General features: G+C 32.7%; 14 protein-coding genes. 11 read left to right on the forward strand and 3 right to left on the reverse strand.

Annotation, left to right across the window (positions count from 1 at the left end):
* The first annotated feature begins 10 nt into the window (after positions 1–10).
* From Z054_RS0120675 to Z054_RS0120705, 7 genes are read left to right on the forward strand one after another with little or no spacing between them, the layout of a single operon-like run.
* Positions 11–1,252: an MFS transporter gene (locus Z054_RS0120675; RefSeq protein ID WP_241461436.1), complete on the forward strand. Its 1,242-nt coding sequence runs from the start codon at positions 11–13 to the stop codon at positions 1,250–1,252.
* A 9-nt stretch (positions 1,253–1,261) separates the two neighbouring features.
* Positions 1,262–3,721: a GNAT family N-acetyltransferase gene (locus tag Z054_RS0120680; protein ID WP_024771939.1), complete on the forward strand. Its 2,460-nt coding sequence runs from the start codon at positions 1,262–1,264 to the stop codon at positions 3,719–3,721.
* 11 nt (positions 3,722–3,732) lie between these two features.
* Positions 3,733–4,356 carry a GNAT family N-acetyltransferase gene (locus Z054_RS0120685; RefSeq protein ID WP_024771940.1) on the forward strand — a complete coding sequence of 208 codons (624 nt, stop codon included), beginning with the start codon at positions 3,733–3,735 and terminating at the stop codon, positions 4,354–4,356.
* Positions 4,349–6,181: an IucA/IucC family protein gene (locus tag Z054_RS0120690; protein WP_024771941.1), complete on the forward strand. Its 1,833-nt coding sequence runs from the start codon at positions 4,349–4,351 to the stop codon at positions 6,179–6,181. Before Z054_RS0120685 ends, Z054_RS0120690 begins: the two co-directional genes overlap by 8 nt.
* A gap of 47 nt (positions 6,182–6,228) precedes the next feature.
* Positions 6,229–7,161: a sterol desaturase family protein gene (locus tag Z054_RS0120695; RefSeq protein ID WP_024771942.1), complete on the forward strand. Its 933-nt coding sequence runs from the start codon at positions 6,229–6,231 to the stop codon at positions 7,159–7,161.
* A gap of 12 nt (positions 7,162–7,173) precedes the next feature.
* Positions 7,174–8,286, forward strand: a complete 1,113-nt coding sequence (locus Z054_RS0120700) for a heparan-alpha-glucosaminide N-acetyltransferase domain-containing protein (RefSeq protein WP_024771943.1) — start codon at positions 7,174–7,176, stop codon at positions 8,284–8,286.
* Positions 8,287–8,290: 4 nt separating this feature from the next.
* Complete coding sequence (locus Z054_RS0120705) at positions 8,291–9,118, forward strand: crotonase/enoyl-CoA hydratase family protein (RefSeq protein WP_024771944.1); 828 nt, start codon at positions 8,291–8,293, stop codon at positions 9,116–9,118.
* Positions 9,119–9,125: 7 nt separating this feature from the next.
* On the opposite strand, the gene Z054_RS0120710 is transcribed toward Z054_RS0120705, so the two are convergent.
* The gene (locus tag Z054_RS0120710; RefSeq protein ID WP_024771945.1) at positions 9,126–9,677 is read right to left on the reverse strand and encodes a flavodoxin; all 552 of its coding nucleotides are present in this window, start codon (positions 9,675–9,677) and stop codon (positions 9,126–9,128) included.
* A 96-nt stretch (positions 9,678–9,773) separates the two neighbouring features.
* Here Z054_RS0120710 and Z054_RS0120715 point away from each other — a divergent pair, with 96 nt between their 5' ends.
* Positions 9,774–10,130: a hypothetical protein gene (locus tag Z054_RS0120715; RefSeq protein WP_024771946.1), complete on the forward strand. Its 357-nt coding sequence runs from the start codon at positions 9,774–9,776 to the stop codon at positions 10,128–10,130.
* 49 nt (positions 10,131–10,179) lie between these two features.
* Here Z054_RS0120715 and Z054_RS0120720 read toward each other — a convergent pair whose 3' ends face one another.
* Positions 10,180–11,193, reverse strand: coding sequence for a helix-turn-helix transcriptional regulator (locus Z054_RS0120720; RefSeq protein WP_024771947.1), 1,014 nt, complete (start codon positions 11,191–11,193; stop codon positions 10,180–10,182).
* A gap of 110 nt (positions 11,194–11,303) precedes the next feature.
* Here Z054_RS0120720 and Z054_RS0120725 point away from each other — a divergent pair, with 110 nt between their 5' ends.
* The 3 genes from Z054_RS0120725 to Z054_RS0120735 all read left to right on the forward strand — a co-directional run bounded on the left by Z054_RS0120725 (position 11,304) and on the right by Z054_RS0120735 (position 15,792).
* Positions 11,304–13,691 (forward strand): TonB-dependent receptor, encoded by a 2,388-nt coding sequence (locus Z054_RS0120725; RefSeq protein WP_084050504.1) that lies wholly within the window; start codon positions 11,304–11,306, stop codon positions 13,689–13,691.
* A 23-nt stretch (positions 13,692–13,714) separates the two neighbouring features.
* A complete protein-coding gene (locus Z054_RS28990; protein ID WP_035092946.1) occupies positions 13,715–14,986 on the forward strand; it encodes a DUF4374 domain-containing protein in 1,272 nt (423 codons plus the stop codon).
* Between the two features lie 86 nt (positions 14,987–15,072).
* The gene (locus tag Z054_RS0120735) at positions 15,073–15,792 is read left to right on the forward strand and encodes a DUF4198 domain-containing protein (RefSeq protein WP_024771949.1); all 720 of its coding nucleotides are present in this window, start codon (positions 15,073–15,075) and stop codon (positions 15,790–15,792) included.
* Between the two features lie 221 nt (positions 15,793–16,013).
* Here the strand turns inward: Z054_RS0120735 and Z054_RS0120740 are convergent, their stop codons facing one another.
* Positions 16,014–16,835: a dolichyl-phosphate beta-glucosyltransferase gene (locus Z054_RS0120740; protein WP_024771950.1), complete on the reverse strand. Its 822-nt coding sequence runs from the start codon at positions 16,833–16,835 to the stop codon at positions 16,014–16,016.
* Positions 16,836–17,101 lie beyond the last annotated feature (266 nt).

The raw sequence follows: 17,101 nt of genomic DNA on the forward strand, positions 1-17,101 counted from the left end.
ACCTTATAGGGTGCTAAAATTAAGTTCAGCACAAGCCTGTGAGGTTTATAATTGTAACTCTACAATGACTTTAAAAAAAATCCTTATCCTCATGACTCTGGTAGCGGTAGTAAGCGATTATTTGTTACACCCTTTTTACCCACAGTTTTTTGAAGCTCGATTTGGGGTTACAGACCCCAAATATGTAGGATATTATTTTGCAGCTATTTGTTTTATGGTGATGATTGCATTTCCGTTTTGGGCTTACATATCCAAAAAAATGGCCGAGCTTAATATTTTGGTATATACCCAATGTATTGCAGGAATATTAGCATTATACTGTTATTGGACGACCTCTTATATTAACTTCTGGATCATATCCTTGATTATGGTAATATTTAAAGGAAGCTATCTTTTGGTATATCCCTATATCTTAAAAATTATTACCAAAAAAGAACATACAGGCACCATCGGGTTACTCTCTGTTGTTGTACATCTGGGAGGGATTTTAGGAGCAGTGATTGGCGGATTGACAGTAGACCTTGTTGATGCCAGTTATATTTTTCTGGTGATGGCTGCTGGAGATTTTATGCAAATGGGAATAAGTATGTATGTACTGCGTAGCAAAAAATATGATACAAATAAAATTATTGAAACTCAATCAACTCTTGATGCTAAGGATAAAATTATTCCCCAAGGTTTTATCCTTAAGATTGGGTTAGTAACAATGGTCTTATATTTTAGTGATTTTCTAATCCGTCCTTTTTTCTCACTATACTGGGAAAGCCTTTCTGATTATGATGGTAAATTAATTTCTGGATGTATATATGCTATACCTGGTTTTGTAGCATTAATTGCCCTTTGGATTAATACAAAGCATATTCCGAAATATAAAAATAAGAGTATCCTATCGGCATTATTCCTGGGAATGATAGGGCTAATACTTCAAGGACTCCCTGTTGAAACGATTGTAATATTGGGAAGAATTATTTATGGGTGGGCGATTTTTCAGGGAGTTGTACGTTTTGATGTATTATTGTTTGAATTCAGCTCTCCGAATTCTTATGCTATTGATTACAGTAAAGTGCATTTTTTTCAGAATCTGGGAGTATTACTAGCTTCTTTTTCGGTTGGAATTTTGGTGGATCATCATGGATTACAAATTCCGTTTAGAGTAGCATTAGCAGGTTTTTTGATCACACTCGGAATGTACTATTTCATATTTCACAGAACAACATCTAGAACACGAGTAAAAGACCTAGCAAAAACATAAAGATTTTATATGTCAGTTCAAGAACATACAAGTTTAATAACACCTGCAAAAGAAGGATATGAGTTTTCATCGTCTTATATGGGCTTTGGGGATATTCATATACGGCATTTTGATATTGAAACAGATAGTACTGTATTACACGATTGGGTAAATCGGGATTATGCCGTGTTCTGGGGTATGCAACAGAGTTCGGTCGAGAAAGTAAAAGCCGAATATGCTAAATTAATTCTACCAGATCATTATGATATTTTTGTTGGTGTATATAAAGAACGTCCCGTTTTTGTATTAGAACGTTATCATCCACAACAAGATCTTATCGGAAAATACTATCCGGCCCAGAACAATGATTGCGGGATTCATATTATAGTAGCACCATCATCCGAAGGTAAAATTGAAAACTTCACATGGTATATGTTTGATACGATCATGAATTTTGTTTTTCGGGATGAAAAAGTACATCGAATTATAGTAGAACCCGATATAAGAAATAAAAAGATGTTTGCGATTTGCCAACGTTTAGGATTTCAGCTTGATACGATTGTTGAGCTTCCGCATAAAACGGCACAACTCGCTTTCTTAACCAGACAAAAACATAACCAACTTAAATTATTTCCACAAATCCATAAACGAAGTGCAATGAATACGTTAGACAACGCCGTTTCGCCCCAACAATCGGTATCCCATATACAACCAGAGTTATGGGTTAAAGTAAATACTTTACTAATCAAAAAAGCAATATGTGAATTTAGTCATGAGCTACTTATACAAACCAAAATAGTAGAAAAACTAAGAGATGGTTGGAGTATGTATACTCTGGAAGCCGATAACCCCGAGATTAGATATGAATTTCGAGGAAAACAATTGGCTTTAAATCATTTATGGATTAGCGAAGTTTCTATTCAGAAATATGAATGCGGAAAATCGGTAAAGCTAGATGCTATTTTGTTTATCAAAGAGTTTAAAGACAAATTAGGGATTGATACTACTACAATGCCTGTATATCTCGAAGAAATTATTAGCACCTTGTATGGAAGTGCTTTTAAACATGTAAAAAGAAACCCTTTAGCAATAGATTTGGTCTCTGCAGATTTTCAGACTATCGAGCAATCAATGATGGAAGGTCATCCTGGTTTTGTAGCTAATAATGGCCGAATAGGATTTGATAGTAGTGACTATAGATCGTATGCTCCCGAAGCCGGAAATTCTTTTTATCTCATATGGTTAGCAGGTCATAAAAGTAGTGCCGTATATGCTGCTATCGAGGATTTACCATATGAAGTCTTAATTCAACAAGAATTAGATTCAGATACAATTTCATCATTTAATACTGTAATAAAAAATAAGGGTTTTGATCCAGATGAGTACTACTTTATTCCGATGCATCCCTGGCAATGGTTTAATAAATTAGCTAATATATTCTCTCCAGAGATTGCCAAAGGAAACCTGATTTGTTTGGGTTATGGTCCGGATCAATATCTCGCTCAACAATCGATACGTACATTATTTAATATTTCGAATCCCCATAAGTTATATACCAAAACAGCTCTCTCTATCTTAAATATGGGATTTATGAGAGGATTGCCTTTATATTATTTGGGTACAGCTCCAAAAATGGCAGTTTGGCTAGAAGAATTATTGTATAATGATCCATACATCATAGAAACAGGATTTAAAATGCTGGGAGAAATAGGTTCTGTTAGCTATGTAAATCCATATTTCAAAGAGTTCGGGCCACATAATGACTATAATAAAATGCTGGCGTCATTATGGAGAGAAAGCCCGATGGGTATGATCGACGAGGGGCAAAAACCAATGACAATGGCTGCTTTTCTGCATATTGATCAAACCGGCGAAGCATTACTACCCAAAATTATTGCTGCTTCAGGATTATCCATATCAGAATGGTTACATGATTATTTTAAGGCATATCTAAGTCCGCTAATACACTGTTTTTATCATTTTGATTTGGTGTTTATGCCTCACGGCGAAAATATCATTATGGTATTAGAAAATAACATACCGGTAAAAATATTAATGAAAGATATTACCGAGGAAGCTTGTATTCTTAGCCCGGAAGTTAAATTGCCAGAGCATCTGAAACGTATGTACGCTCCGGTTCCCGAGGATGTGAAATTACTATCAATTTTTACAGATGTTTTTGATGGCTTTTTTAGATTTATGTCACATATCCTGGTTGAACACGCAGGATATTCTGAAGAGAATTTCTGGGGATTAGTAGCAGAAAATATTCAACATTATCAGGAACGTTATCCAGAAAAGGAAACCAAATTTAAACAATACGATCTTTTTGCGCCAGAATTTCATCTATCGTGTCTTAACAGGCTACAATTAAATAACAATAAACAGATGATTGATCTGGATGATCCTGTTGCATTACTTCAGTTTGCAGGACGATTACAAAATCCTATTGCCGCTTTTAGAAAAGAAAAACCCAGCTCTCAAGTATAAGATTCCTTTTTATGAATAACGCTGTAATCATACCAACCACTATTTTTTCTAAAACTATTAAAGGTCTTGGAGATATACATTTACGTCTTTTGGATATAGAAAAAGATACCGAAACTATTTACGATTGGGTCACCAGATCTTATGCTACTTATTGGGGAATGCAAGAGCATACTTTAGAAGAAGTAAGACTTGCATATCAAGAAATAATCGAATCAGATCATCATGATGCTTTCATAGGTATACTAAATAATCAACCAATCTTTTTAATGGAACGTTATCACGCCTTAAAAGATCCTATTTCAGCATACTATAAGGCAGAGAAAGGAGATTGTGGGATGCATGTTTTGGTTAGTCCTGTCAAAAAAAAGATTCCAAATTTTACCTGGCATGTGTTTTCTACTATTCTCGAATATCTGTTTAGTGACTCTCAAACGGATCGCATTGTTGTAGAACCAGATGTGAGAAATGAAAAAATTCATACACTTAATAAAAGGGCGGGATTTAAATATCATAAAGAAGTTGAATTACCTCATAAAACAGCAGCATTAGCTTTTTGTGATAAGAAAGGTTACGAGAAAGCTCTCTTACTAGAAGAAGATAAAAATATAGTACATAAAACTAAAACCAATGACTAAGTTAGATATGGTAATCCAACCAGAAGTTAATCTTGATCATCTAAGACTCGATGTTTGGAAAAAAGTAAATCGAGCCCTTGTTAAAAAAGCAATTAGCGAATTTACGCACGAATTGCTCTTACAACCAAAACCTCAGTATCAGGAAAAATATTGGGGTCATTATATTTTGGTTTCTGATATACCAGAAATTACCTATGAGTTTAAAGCCAAAAAACGAAGTCTTGATCATTGGCATATTGATGAGAATAGCCTTGTTAAAAGACAAAATGGAAATCTGGTAACTGTAGATGCTATACATTTTATTTTAGAATTTAAAGATACTTTGGGGATTCCTGATGATATGTTACCTACTTATCTCGAAGAAATTACCAGTACCTTATCTGGTGCGGCATATAAATATCACAATAAAAAATGCTCTTCAAAAGAATTAGCACAATGTAGCTTTCAGGTAATAGAACATGCAATGACCGAAGGACATCCTTGTTTTGTGGCTAATAATGGGCGAATAGGTTTTGATGCCGAAGATTACATTAAATATGCACCCGAAACCGATAATTCGTTTCAAATTATATGGCTGGCTGGTCATCAAGATAAAGCGACATTTACCGCAGTAAAAGGATTTGAATATAAATCACTAATGAGGCGAGAATTAGGTGTCGCTACCATAGCCAAATTTAATAATACATTAGAAGAATTGGGATTAGATATGGAATCCTATGTTTTTATACCCGTTCACCCCTGGCAATGGCATAATAAGATCATTCACATTTTTGCTGCAGATATTGCAAATATGGATCTCGTGTTTCTGGGAAAAGGAGAAGATCAATATTCTGCGCAACAGTCGATAAGAACGTTATACAATAAAACTACTCCTGATAAATTATACACCAAAACAGCACTATCTATTTTAAATATGGGGTTTATGCGAGGTCTTTCTCCATATTATATGCAAAGTACCCCGCATATAACCACTTGGATAACCGAGTTGTTTAAAGATGATAAATACCTTAAAAAAGCTGGCTTTACAATGTTGGGCGAAGTTGCTACGGTTGGATATAGAAACCTTAATTATGAGATTTTGGGCAAAACAAATCCTCATAATAAAATGCTTTCAGCCTTATGGAGAGAAGCTCCCGGATCTAAAATCAAAGAAGATCAGCAAGTGATGACCATGGCTGCCTTTTTACATATAGATAATGATAATACTTCATTATTAGCAGAATTGATACAGGCTTCTCCATTTGATACTTCAACCTGGATCAAGAAATACCTGCAGTGTTACCTGGCTCCTTTATTACACTGTTTTTATACCTATGAGTTGGTTTTTATGCCACATGGGGAAAACCTGATTATGGTGATGGAGAATCATGCTCCTGTAAAGATATTAATGAAAGATATTACCGAAGAAGTAATCGTTTTTAATTCAGAATTAAACTTGCCTGAAGAAGTAAAACGATTGTATACCAAAACTTCTGATAAGATGAAAATACTTTCAATTTTTACAGATGTATTTGATTGCTTTTTTAGGTTTATGGGAGATATACTTGAAGAATATTGTGAATATCCTGAAACGTTATTCTGGGAGTTAGTTGCTGATTGTGTAAACACATATCAAGGAAAACATCCTGAATTAGAACCACAGTTCAAGAAATATGATCTTTTTGCACCAGAATTTGACAGATGTTGCCTCAATAGGTTACAACTAAGCAATACAAAACAAATGTTGAGTCTTGCAGACCCTATAGAGAGTTTACAACTAGTGGGAACCCTTATAAACCCTATAGCAGAGTATTGTAAAAGTAGAGTAAGCATTCCCACGCTATAAGTAACATATAAAAGAAGATCAGTTTAATCTATTTTTTCTAACAAGATATGAACGAAACAATTCAAATATGGTTAGATAAGTTTCAGAGTATTTCTGGAATTATTATTATAACTCTTGTGGTTATAGAATGGATTATTCTATTTATAACCAGGAAAATAGAAAGCCATAAAGAGGGCGTAGTAAATATTGTATCCTATATATTAGAATCTATTCCATACATTTTTTTTGGTAAGATTGTGATTTTGGGAATAATGATGTGGGGGTATGAATATCGCTTATTTACCTTGGGATATGAATGGTATATATGGATACTAGCCTATTTTTTATATGATTTTATGTTTTATGTATTGCATTTTATAGGGCACAAAATTCGATTCTTTTGGTGTATCCATGGGGTGCATCATACCGCAGAAGAAATGAAGTTAACAGTAGCAGTACGAGGGTCATTTCTTATTTTTTTACATATGCCACATACAATATTATGGCTTCCCTTATTAGGATTTGACCCATTTATGATTTTTATCATAGAGTTAATAGCAAATCTATATGGACTTTATGAACATGTGAGCGAAAAGTTAGTCGGTAGACAGCCTTGGTTAGAGTGGATTTTTATAACTCCTTCTTTACATAGGGTACATCACGCAAAAAATCATAAGTACTTAGACACAAACTATGGAGAGACTTTTTCTATTTGGGATAAAATTTTTGGAACCCTACAGGTAGAACTAGATGATGAAAAACCAGAATATGGACTAATGGGAGATAGTATAAATAGTGAGAGTTTATGGCAAATTCAGTTACTATTATGGAAAGAACTTTGGGCCGATATGAAGACAGCAAAAAAATTATCGGACAAATTTAAATACTTGATTATGTACCCAGGCTGGAATCATATTGATGGAGGTAAAAAAGCAAGTGATTATAGATCCGAAGCATGGATACGAGACGAATTAATAAAACGAGTACAAAAAGAAGTATAAGCGTAAAGATAAATGAGAAATAACAATAGAATTTTAGCCATAGATCTAGCAAGGGGAGTAAGTGTATTGATGGTAATCATAGTACATACCTTATGGATATATGGTGATATATCTACACAATCAAATACTTGGTTAGGAGGAGTAGTTCATTTTATAGGAAAGGGAACTCCGATGTTTTTAATTGCAATGGGGGTGTCATTTACCTTATCCAGAAATCAAAGTATAGTATTGTCTATAAAACGTGCATTATATATTCTGGCAGCAGGATATATAATGAACTTTCTGAAATTTGTTTTACCCGTTTTAATCGGCACAATGCCAGATGCTTTTATAGAAGCCTATGGCTGGACAGCTCCTGTTACCGTAGATAACATGATTTACATGCTGCTTACAGGTGATATATTACAACTTGCAGGAGTTTCTTTATTATTTATGGGAATTATAAACAAATTTTCGAAAAACAAATATGTACCATTAATTATTGCATTTACAATAGCTGTAGTAACCAAGGAGGTACACGGTTTCCGATTAGGAATAGGAAGTGTGGATTATATCTTAGATCTAATGTGGGGAGCAGAGTGGAATGTATATTTTGCTGTATTTCCTTGGTTTTCTTTTATACTCATTGGGGTGTTCTTTGGAATGTGGTACAAAGAGAAAAATAAAAGTAATGCATATATATTTAAAAGAATGTTTGTAGCGGGCGTTCTTTTGATGCTGACTGGCGGAGGGTTGTGTTTTTATAATTTTGAATATCACTTCGGAGATTATTTCCATTTAGGACCAGGCGGAACTATTTATTTAGCAGGATTCAATTTAGTCTTAATGTGGTTGGCGAATATATTGGTGACCTATATAAAAACAAATAGAGTTTTTGAGTTTTTATACTACTGTAGTAAACGAGTAACCACGATATACATCATTCAATGGGTGATTATTTGTTGGGGAATGGGAGCTTTAGGATATCAGCAATTTGGTATTGCAGGTGTTTTGATTTTGATTCCTCTTTATATAATGCTAACACTCGGAATCCAAAAATTACTGTTTGATAAGCCGTTTTGGTCGAAGAAAACAAAAAAACAGAATAATATCACAAAGAATTCAATATCCCTACAAAAACCTTAATATCATGCGACAATTTGATTGTATTACAGTAGAATATTTTAAAAGCCATGAGCTTTTATTATGGAAAATCAAAGATACAGGAATGCCTAATTTTTGTTTAAAAGGATTGGAAGAATTTAAAGAATTTACATCTTGGGTAAAGGATTATTTTTCACACCCTGATCGTCCTCTTAAATTCATCGTTTCGGCTTCAGAACATAAAGGAATTTATAATATGGGAGGAGACCTTCAGTTTTTCTTAGAAAATATACAATCTAAAAATATAGATAATCTAAAAACGTATGCATATTTATGTATTGATGCTATTTACAATATATATACTTCTTTTGATCTACCTGTATTAACGATCGCATTGGTAGAGGGAAATGCATATGGAGGTGGATTTGAATGTGCATTAGCTCACGATTATATTATTGCAGAAGAAAAAACGCAGTTTTGCTTACCAGAAAACAAATTTAATCTATTTCCGGGGATGGGGGCCTATAGTTTGTTATCGAGAAAACTTAGTGCAGGAGATGCTGATACAATTTTGAAAAGCGATAAAATTCATAAAGCAAGGTATTTGCAATCATTGGGGTTAATTGAAGAATTGACCGAAAAAGGAGAAGCAATAGTATCTTTACACAGTTTTGTGAAAAAAGCATCCGAAAGATTTAACTTTGAATACCATCATGTAAAAAGCAAGAAAAATGTTTTTCCATTACAAAAAGAAGAACTTCTAAGAATCACAGATTTATGGGTAGAAGCATGCATGAAGATTAGTACATTTGACCTTCGCAAAATGGAAATCCTCATAAATGCACAATCTAGAAAAGTAAAAGTAGAAATCTAATGATTAATTAGCTTAAAACAACTTCTTCTTCTAAAACTAGATAAGGTTCTAATTCTAACTTTAACTGATGGATCCATTTTTCTAAGCGTTCATCGCTTAATTGAGATTCATTATCATGATCCAATGCAAGCCCATAAAAATAATCTTCTTTTTCTTCTATGATAGCTACAGAGTCTGTAAATCGATATCCTTCTATGGGCCAATGTCCAATAATTTCTCCTCCGTTTTCTAATACGACTTTGGCTAGTATTCCAATACCATCTACAAAGTATTCTCCATATCCTATTTGATCTCCCAAACCATAGATAGCTACTACTTTATCAGTAAAATCAATTTCTTTAAAATCATCAAAAAAGGCCTCCCAATCACTTTGTAGATCTCCGTCATACCATGTTGATAATCCTAAAATCAAGACTCTAAATTGATCAAAATCTTCTTTAGATACATCATCAATTTCTCGCACGTCTAATTCTTCACTATCCCAAAGGGAAACAAAATCTTTTGTGATGTCATCAGTACATCCTGTATCTGACCCATAGAACAAGCCTATTTTTTTCATAATGGTTATAATTAAATATTTCTACAAAAATATATTATTTTTAATTATTCTAAATAAAAATAATGCAATAAATTTGAATATCAAAATTTGATAGATATGTATATTTTAGATCCATTATATTGTAATAGTACTGGTACCGCTTATACGGTGAAAAAAAATAATGAAGAAGAGGTAAAGCAAAAAATACAATTACAAATAGGTGATATTGCCGTTTTGATGAATAGTAAAGAAATAAAAACATTTCTCACTGTTATTCGCTCTGCCAGAAAAGGATGTGAATGTGAAAACTGCGATAATAAAAACTTTTATAAAACCATAAAATGTAATACTCCTAAAGCAGAAATTAATTTTAAGTTGACTCCAGAAATTTTGGATGGATTAGAAGAATTAGTCTTAGGTGTTTTATTTCACGAAGAATATAATGATATCTTAGGAAGTAATCAGATAAGTTAGTAGGTCAAGTTTTTTGGGATGTATAAACATATGCAATACAAAGTTGTTTTTACCGTATTGTTTCTAATCCTCTTTGTCTATACTTTTTGGGCGTAATACCTTCGAGTTTTTTAAAAGCTGCAGTAAAATGAGTAGAATTTTTGTAGCCTACTAATTCTGAAATCTCATATATTGGTTTTTTTCCATGTTGTAATAATTTTTTGGCTTTTGTCATTCTCAAATTCAAAGCATATTCAAAGATTGTTGTACCAAAAACGCGTTTAAATTCTTTTTTAAGGATAAAATCATTAAGCCCAACCATACGAGTTAATTCGTGAACAGAATATTGAATGGTCAAATCAGAATTTATAATAAACTGGACCTCATATAGCTTTTTAATAAGGTTATCCGTATTTGAGACCTCTGTTTTAGTATTCTTTTGTATATCTAATTGTAGGGAGAGTAATTCTAGCACTTTTGATTCCAGGAATAAGCGCTTTAATAGTCCCTGTCGGGTATCGGTTAATAGTTCTGCAAGTATTTCCTGAGTTTTGGTACATAAAGGTTTTGTGAAATCTTTATCCTGTCTTTCTAATTCATATTTTTCACGGATTCCATACTCTGAGTCGAGTTTATGCTTTTTGATAAAATCTGGACTCATCCTGATTTTAATCTCTTTAAAGTATTTGTTCTTGTGATATTTAATAGAACCAGAAGTTTGGGATATATAAACAAGATAACTTTCCTGGCTTTCATAAATCAAGTCATAATTTTTTCCATCAATTTTAATGATTTGTTCACCATCAATTAGATAAGAAAGCTCTAGGGCATTTATCACATGTGTCCCATAAACATTAAAATCCTTGTTTAAGGATACATCAAAAATAGCTATATGTAATCCGCCAAAATGGTTATACTCTAAATAGCCATCTCCATATTCGGGCAGGAATTGAAATTTTTTTGTAAGTATACCACAGTGTTCCTGGGTGTTAATTAGCTCTATAATAGTATCTAATGTGCATTTATTTTGATGATTTGAGTTTGTTGTTTTTGACAATTCTTTATTGCGTCTTTTTTTATCCATGATGCGTCATTTTTCTCTTTCCCTAGATACTAATTTTGCAATTAAATTTATTTAGACCAAATATAAATAATAATATAAAGTCTAAACTAAATTGTTTAAAAAAAATTGTAATGTCAGTGATTATTTTAAGAAAAAACAGTTGTCTTTTTTTTCTGTTTTTATACGCAATGGTCTGTAACGCTCAAAGCAGGGTAACAGGAGTAATTTTGGATCAAGATTCTAATCCGATTCCCGAAGCATCTATACAAATTTTAGAACTCAAAAACACAGGAACTGTAAGTGATTTTGATGGTAAATTCGATATAGAAATACCTTCAGGATCATATACTTTAAGAGCCAGTTTTGTAGGTTTTAAGAAATATATAAAGAAGATAGTAGTACGTAATTCAAAGATTACATCCCTCACTATTGTGTTACAGGAAGATATAAAGGAATTAAGTGATGTAATTATAAAGGGAAAATCTAACGCTCAAAATACAAGAGAAAAAGCATTTGAAGTTGAAGTTATACAAACCAAGGGGCTTAAAAATATAAGTGTAGATATTAATTCAATTTTAATGACTATTCCTGGTGTTAATGTAAGACAAAGAGGAGGTTTGGGTTCTGGTTTTGATTTTTCATTAAACGGTTTATCCGGCAAACAAGTTAAGTTCTTTATTGATGGTATTCCTTTAGAAAATTTTGGAAGCTCATTATCCTTAAATAATTTTCCTGCCACATTGGTAGAGAGAGCAGAGGTTTATAAAGGTGTTGTTCCTATATATTTAGGAGCAGATGCTTTGGGAGGAGCAGTAAACATCATTACAAACCAACGCAAAAATGATTTCCTGGATGTATCCTATGATACAGGTTCTTTTAATACACATCGCGCTACCATAAATGGACAATATTATAGCAATAAAGGCTTTGCTGTAAAAGTTTCTTCTTTTTATAATTACTCTGATAATGATTATAAGATAGATGATATCGAAGTAAGAGATGAACTGGGCAATGATACAGGAGTTAGACGCGATAATGTAAAGCGATTTCATGACGCATATAATTCTCAAATGATCAGCCTGGAAACTGGTTTTGTTGACAAAAAATTTGCTGATAAATTATTGGTTGGTATAACTGCATCTGCCAATAAAAATGAGATTCAACATCCCATTGATCCCCAGAATCCCTTTGGCGAAGTGTTTACAGAGAATAATGTAATTAAAGCTTCTGTCACTTTTGAAAAAGCAAATCTACTCAAGGAAAAATTGAAAGTAAAATTGTATGCCTCTATTGGTCAAAATAATGACAAAGTAGTAGATACTTCTGCTCGAAAATATGATTGGTTTGGTAATTTTATTGAAAGGGGAGACCAAAACTTAGGAGAGCTTGAATTTAGTAAAACCTTATTTGAGTTTAAGGATAATACACATTTAATTAATGCTTTTGGGAGTTATAAAATCAATGACAAGAGTAAGTTAAATATTAATTTCACCAAGAATTATGTTAAAAGAAAAGGTGAAGATCCTGCCAGAGTTGGAAGAATACCTTTTAATGATCCTCATATTATAGACAAAAATATATTTGGGGTATCATATAATTTGGGCTTGTTTGATGATACCTGGAGTACTACGCTATTCGCTAAAGGATATTTGCTAAACTCAGAAGGTATTATTGAGGATTCATTTACTACTGTAGAAGCAGATCGTTTTACTAAAGTAGAGAATACATTCGAAGAACTAGGGTATGGGTTCGCATCTACCTATAAATTTTCTGATCATGTTCAGATAAAAGGTTCGTTTGAGAAAACATTTAGGATTCCTGATGGCTATGAGGTGTTTGGAGATGGATTTTTATTGAAATCAAACCCCGAATTATTACCAGAAGAAAGCTATAATGCAAACCTGGGAGTTCTTTTAAACACAGATATTAATAAGTTTAAATTGCGTTTTGACACTAATGTTTTTCTTAGAGAATCAGAAAATTTTGTCGCAATTCGATCTGAAGGGATTTTTTCTAGATTTTATAATACTGCAGCAGCCAGAAGTACAGGAGTAGAAGGTGAAATCAGAACATTATATAATGATATTCTATTTCTTGACCTTAACGCAACCTATCAAAATATTATAGATCGCAATGTAGGAGATAATTCTGGCGTTGATTTTCTAAAAAACCAACGGATTGCTAATATTCCTTATCTATTTGGTAATGCCAGAATTGGATGTAACTTAAAAGATGTTTTTTCTACAAACGACCAAATAACATTCTCCTGGGGTTCTTACTATGTACATGATTATCCACTTACCTCTTTTGTAGAAGGAGACCCTAATGATAGGGATATTATACCAGAGCAACTTTCGCATAATGTACAACTAGGGTACTCCTTTAAAAAGGGAACCTATAATATCTCTGTACAAGCAAGAAATATAACAGACGAGAAAGTGTATGACAATTTTGAAATACAACAATCCGGAAGAGCTTTCTATGTAAAATTAAGATACTATTTAACAAATAAAAACTAGTAATAATTATAAATCACACCAAAATGAAAATAATAAATTATATTAAATATTTGATGCTGCTAATAGCAGTATCAATACTAGCTACTTCTTGTAGTAGTGATGATGATGGAGAACTTATAGATCCAACCCCAACTTCTGTTTCTAAATATGTAGTTGGCTTTCAGGCATTTCCTGTTGGAGATGCATCTCCGGTAGATTATATTTTAGAATTACCATCATTGGCATCACTTACTACTGGTGAAATCTCTGTAGAAGGACAAGGAACACCACTAAAAGGTTGGAGATTTTTTCATAACGTAAAAAATACGGTTTTTACTGCAGGGTATTCAGATGATGACAAATGCATAGCCTATGGTTTAGATGAGGGCGGTAAATTGATAGAAAAAGCAAATTTTGCTTTTCAATCTACTTTAGATAACTATGCTGCTATAGATGATAAAACACTATTGGCAGTAGAGCTTACATATAGTGGGTTATCTGATAAGCGATTTCATATTATAAATGCAGAAACAGGTAAATTAGAAAAAATAGTAGAGCATCCTATTGATATTGATAAAGGTGATGGTACTGCAAAAAATCCAGGAACGATTCCTTGGGTAACAGGTATGGTTTTAAGAGATGGGAAATTGTTTGTTTCTTATCATAAATGGATGGCAGATGGTTCGTATATAACACCAGATGTGAATAGAGCCTATGTAGCAGTTTTTAAATATCCCGAATTCGAATTAGAAAAAATAATCTATGATGACAGAACTAGTCCGATAGGAGTTAACGGTCATAGCACAGGAATTGAAAAAACCGAAAATGGAGATATTTATTCGTTTTCAACTTCGGCATTAAGTGCTGGTTTTACTTCTGCTACAAAACCTTCAGGTATTTTAAAAATTAAAAACGGAGCTACAGAATTTGATAAAAACTATTTCTTTGATGTAGAATCTGCACCTAATGGAGGAAAATTATTCTGGATGGATTATATAGGAAATGGTAAAGCGATCGCCAGAATTATTATGGATGATACTGTTGGACCTTGGGGTGTATTTAAAGAAACAGGAGATTTTTTCAAACTGGTAATTATTGATTTAGATAATAAAACCGTTACCGATGTACAAGGAATACCAACCCATGCAAATCGATATACTTCTCCAATGTATGTAGAAGATGGTAAAGCATACCTTAGTAGCTATGCAGGGACAGAAACACATGTATATATTGTAGATCCAAAAACAGCTACTGCAACCAAAGGCGCTAAAATACAAGGATTAGCACTTAAAGGAATTTTTAAAGTAACTAACTAATCTAACCTTGTGGGAAGAAGCACTCCTGAACAACTTGGTTTAGGAGTGTTTTTTACAATTTTAATCAAAGTATAACGCAATAGAGAATGAGAAAAATAACAGGATTAGTAATTATACTACTATTATGTACTACAAAAACTTTTGCACACTTCTTTTGGATAGAAACCAATCCTAATGGAGTTATAAATCAAGAACACGAAATACGTATCTATTTTGGAGAGTTTGCTAGTGGGGTAATAGAAAAAACAGACGGTGAAGTATTTCAAAATGCACAACATTTTACACTTTGGGTTGTGGATCAGCAAGGGAATAAGATAAAACTAGAAACCCAAGCAAAATCATCTTATCATGTAGCTAATTTTATTCCAAAATCAGAAGGTACGTATTCTATTGTCTTAGATAATAAGAAGTATAAGGTTTTGGATTATACTCAATATGATTATGGTATTTTTAGACCACAATATCATTCGGTTGCTAAGGTAGAAGTAGGAAAAAATACGGTACATAAAACGGTTGCGGTAAATCCAGAAAGTATAGCGATAATCGATCTTTCTACAACACCTGAACAGGCTAAACTTCAAATACTTTTTAAAGACAAGCCTCTGGCAGAAGCAGAAGTTACACTATTCATAAAAGAGGATTGGTCAAAAAAAATAAAGACTGATAAGAATGGAATGATAACATTTAGTTTACCTTTTAAAACCCGATATGTGATTGAAGCAACACACGAAGATAAAAAACCGGGAACATATAATAATGTAGCATATCAATTTACCTGGCATTGTGCAGTGTATACAATCAATTGATTTTTATTAGAAAAGGCTATGACTATGACCGAAAAAGAATTGAAAGTAAAACAGGAGATACGGTGAATAGAGAATATACAATCGTAAAACTCACTAAATAATCCTATTAGTCAATACAAAATTAGAAAGAGAGAGTATACTTTTATAAAGTAACACTCTCTCTATTCATAGATATATTTAGGGGTAACTTCGAGTCAAATTTTGTAAGGTTATCTTATGCCTTAGGCTGCTAAAGCTGGAGTAACCATTCCGGATACTTCTATCGTAGGCTCAGTGATTTCTTTAGAAAATGAAACCTGTAAAGATTGTAGTACATTATAATTAAACCATATAGATAATAATTGGTAAGGAATTTCTAACGAATCTTTTAACCCTAATTTAGAGTCTTCCATATGAACCCATCTTTTAAGTGGTTGCTCATAAATTTTATTCATGATTTCGGTTTTACCAAAATGCTTTTTCATTTTTATAAACATTTCTACATCAAATAACCATCTGCTAAAAAAGCTTTTGTTAAAAATTACAGGAACCAGATCAGCTTTAAACACTTTGGCTCCACATTGTGTATCTTGAATAGACAATCCCAAAATGAATACAATAAGAATATTAATAAGTTTTGAGATCATTGCTCTAATACCATCTTTTTGGATATCATCTGATGCATTTTTAGCTCTTGAACCAAAAACAAAACTTAAGTTTCTATTGGTTTTTAATGTTTTTAAAAGCCCATCAAAATCTTCAAAATCTGTAGATAAATCGGCATCGATAAAACCAATAAATTCTATATCACCTCTACTATGTAGATATCTGGCACCGGCTCTTACTGCTGCCGCTTTTCCAGAATTCTTTTTGATATCAATAACACTTACTTTAAGAGGGTTATGAGATTGAATGTTCTTTAATACACCTACAGTATTATCTTTACTTCCATCGTTTACAAAACATAAGTGAAAATCGTTTTCTTTTTGTATAAAGTTTAAAAAAGCAGTTACATTTAACCTGTTTTCTTCGTTATAGCATGGTATGATAATTCCCGTTTTCATAATGGTAGTTTTTTGAGGTTTATATTCCAAAAGTAGCCACGATATGCACGCTACAAGTAGGTATTTCGATGAGTAGAATATTGCTATCGATGAATGGTTTTTATCGAAAGACATACCATTCGTCTATACTCATATTAGAAGGCTCTGGTTCTTGAAAACCAATGTTTTGAGGGGTTCGAGATTACTCTGAGTAGGTCGCGGGTTTCTATAGAAGTCTGATTTGTAGTCAACCAGAACCATAAACTGCTAATTTTTAATTTGCATTC

The sequence above is a fragment of the Aquimarina macrocephali JAMB N27 genome (assembly GCF_000520995.1).
Taxonomy (GTDB): domain Bacteria; phylum Bacteroidota; class Bacteroidia; order Flavobacteriales; family Flavobacteriaceae; genus Aquimarina; species Aquimarina macrocephali.

Excerpts from the sequence above, each read along its gene's own strand:
- Z054_RS0120720 (WP_024771947.1), bottom strand. The coding sequence starts at position 11,193 with ATGGATAAAAAAAGACGCAATAAAGAATTGTCAAAAACAACAAACTCA.
- Z054_RS0120700 (WP_024771943.1), top strand. The coding sequence starts at position 7,174 with ATGAGAAATAACAATAGAATTTTAGCCATAGATCTAGCAAGGGGAGTA.
- Z054_RS0120690 (WP_024771941.1), top strand. The coding sequence starts at position 4,349 with ATGACTAAGTTAGATATGGTAATCCAACCAGAAGTTAATCTTGATCAT.
- Z054_RS0120705 (WP_024771944.1), top strand. The coding sequence starts at position 8,291 with ATGCGACAATTTGATTGTATTACAGTAGAATATTTTAAAAGCCATGAG.
- Z054_RS0120710 (WP_024771945.1), bottom strand. The coding sequence starts at position 9,677 with ATGAAAAAAATAGGCTTGTTCTATGGGTCAGATACAGGATGTACTGAT.
- Z054_RS0120725 (WP_084050504.1), top strand. The coding sequence starts at position 11,304 with ATGTCAGTGATTATTTTAAGAAAAAACAGTTGTCTTTTTTTTCTGTTT.
- Z054_RS0120695 (WP_024771942.1), top strand. The coding sequence starts at position 6,229 with ATGAACGAAACAATTCAAATATGGTTAGATAAGTTTCAGAGTATTTCT.
- Z054_RS0120685 (WP_024771940.1), top strand. The coding sequence starts at position 3,733 with ATGAATAACGCTGTAATCATACCAACCACTATTTTTTCTAAAACTATT.
- Z054_RS0120680 (WP_024771939.1), top strand. The coding sequence starts at position 1,262 with ATGTCAGTTCAAGAACATACAAGTTTAATAACACCTGCAAAAGAAGGA.
- Z054_RS0120715 (WP_024771946.1), top strand. The coding sequence starts at position 9,774 with ATGTATATTTTAGATCCATTATATTGTAATAGTACTGGTACCGCTTAT.
- Z054_RS0120735 (WP_024771949.1), top strand. The coding sequence starts at position 15,073 with ATGAGAAAAATAACAGGATTAGTAATTATACTACTATTATGTACTACA.
- Z054_RS28990 (WP_035092946.1), top strand. The coding sequence starts at position 13,715 with ATGAAAATAATAAATTATATTAAATATTTGATGCTGCTAATAGCAGTA.
- Z054_RS0120740 (WP_024771950.1), bottom strand. The coding sequence starts at position 16,835 with ATGAAAACGGGAATTATCATACCATGCTATAACGAAGAAAACAGGTTA.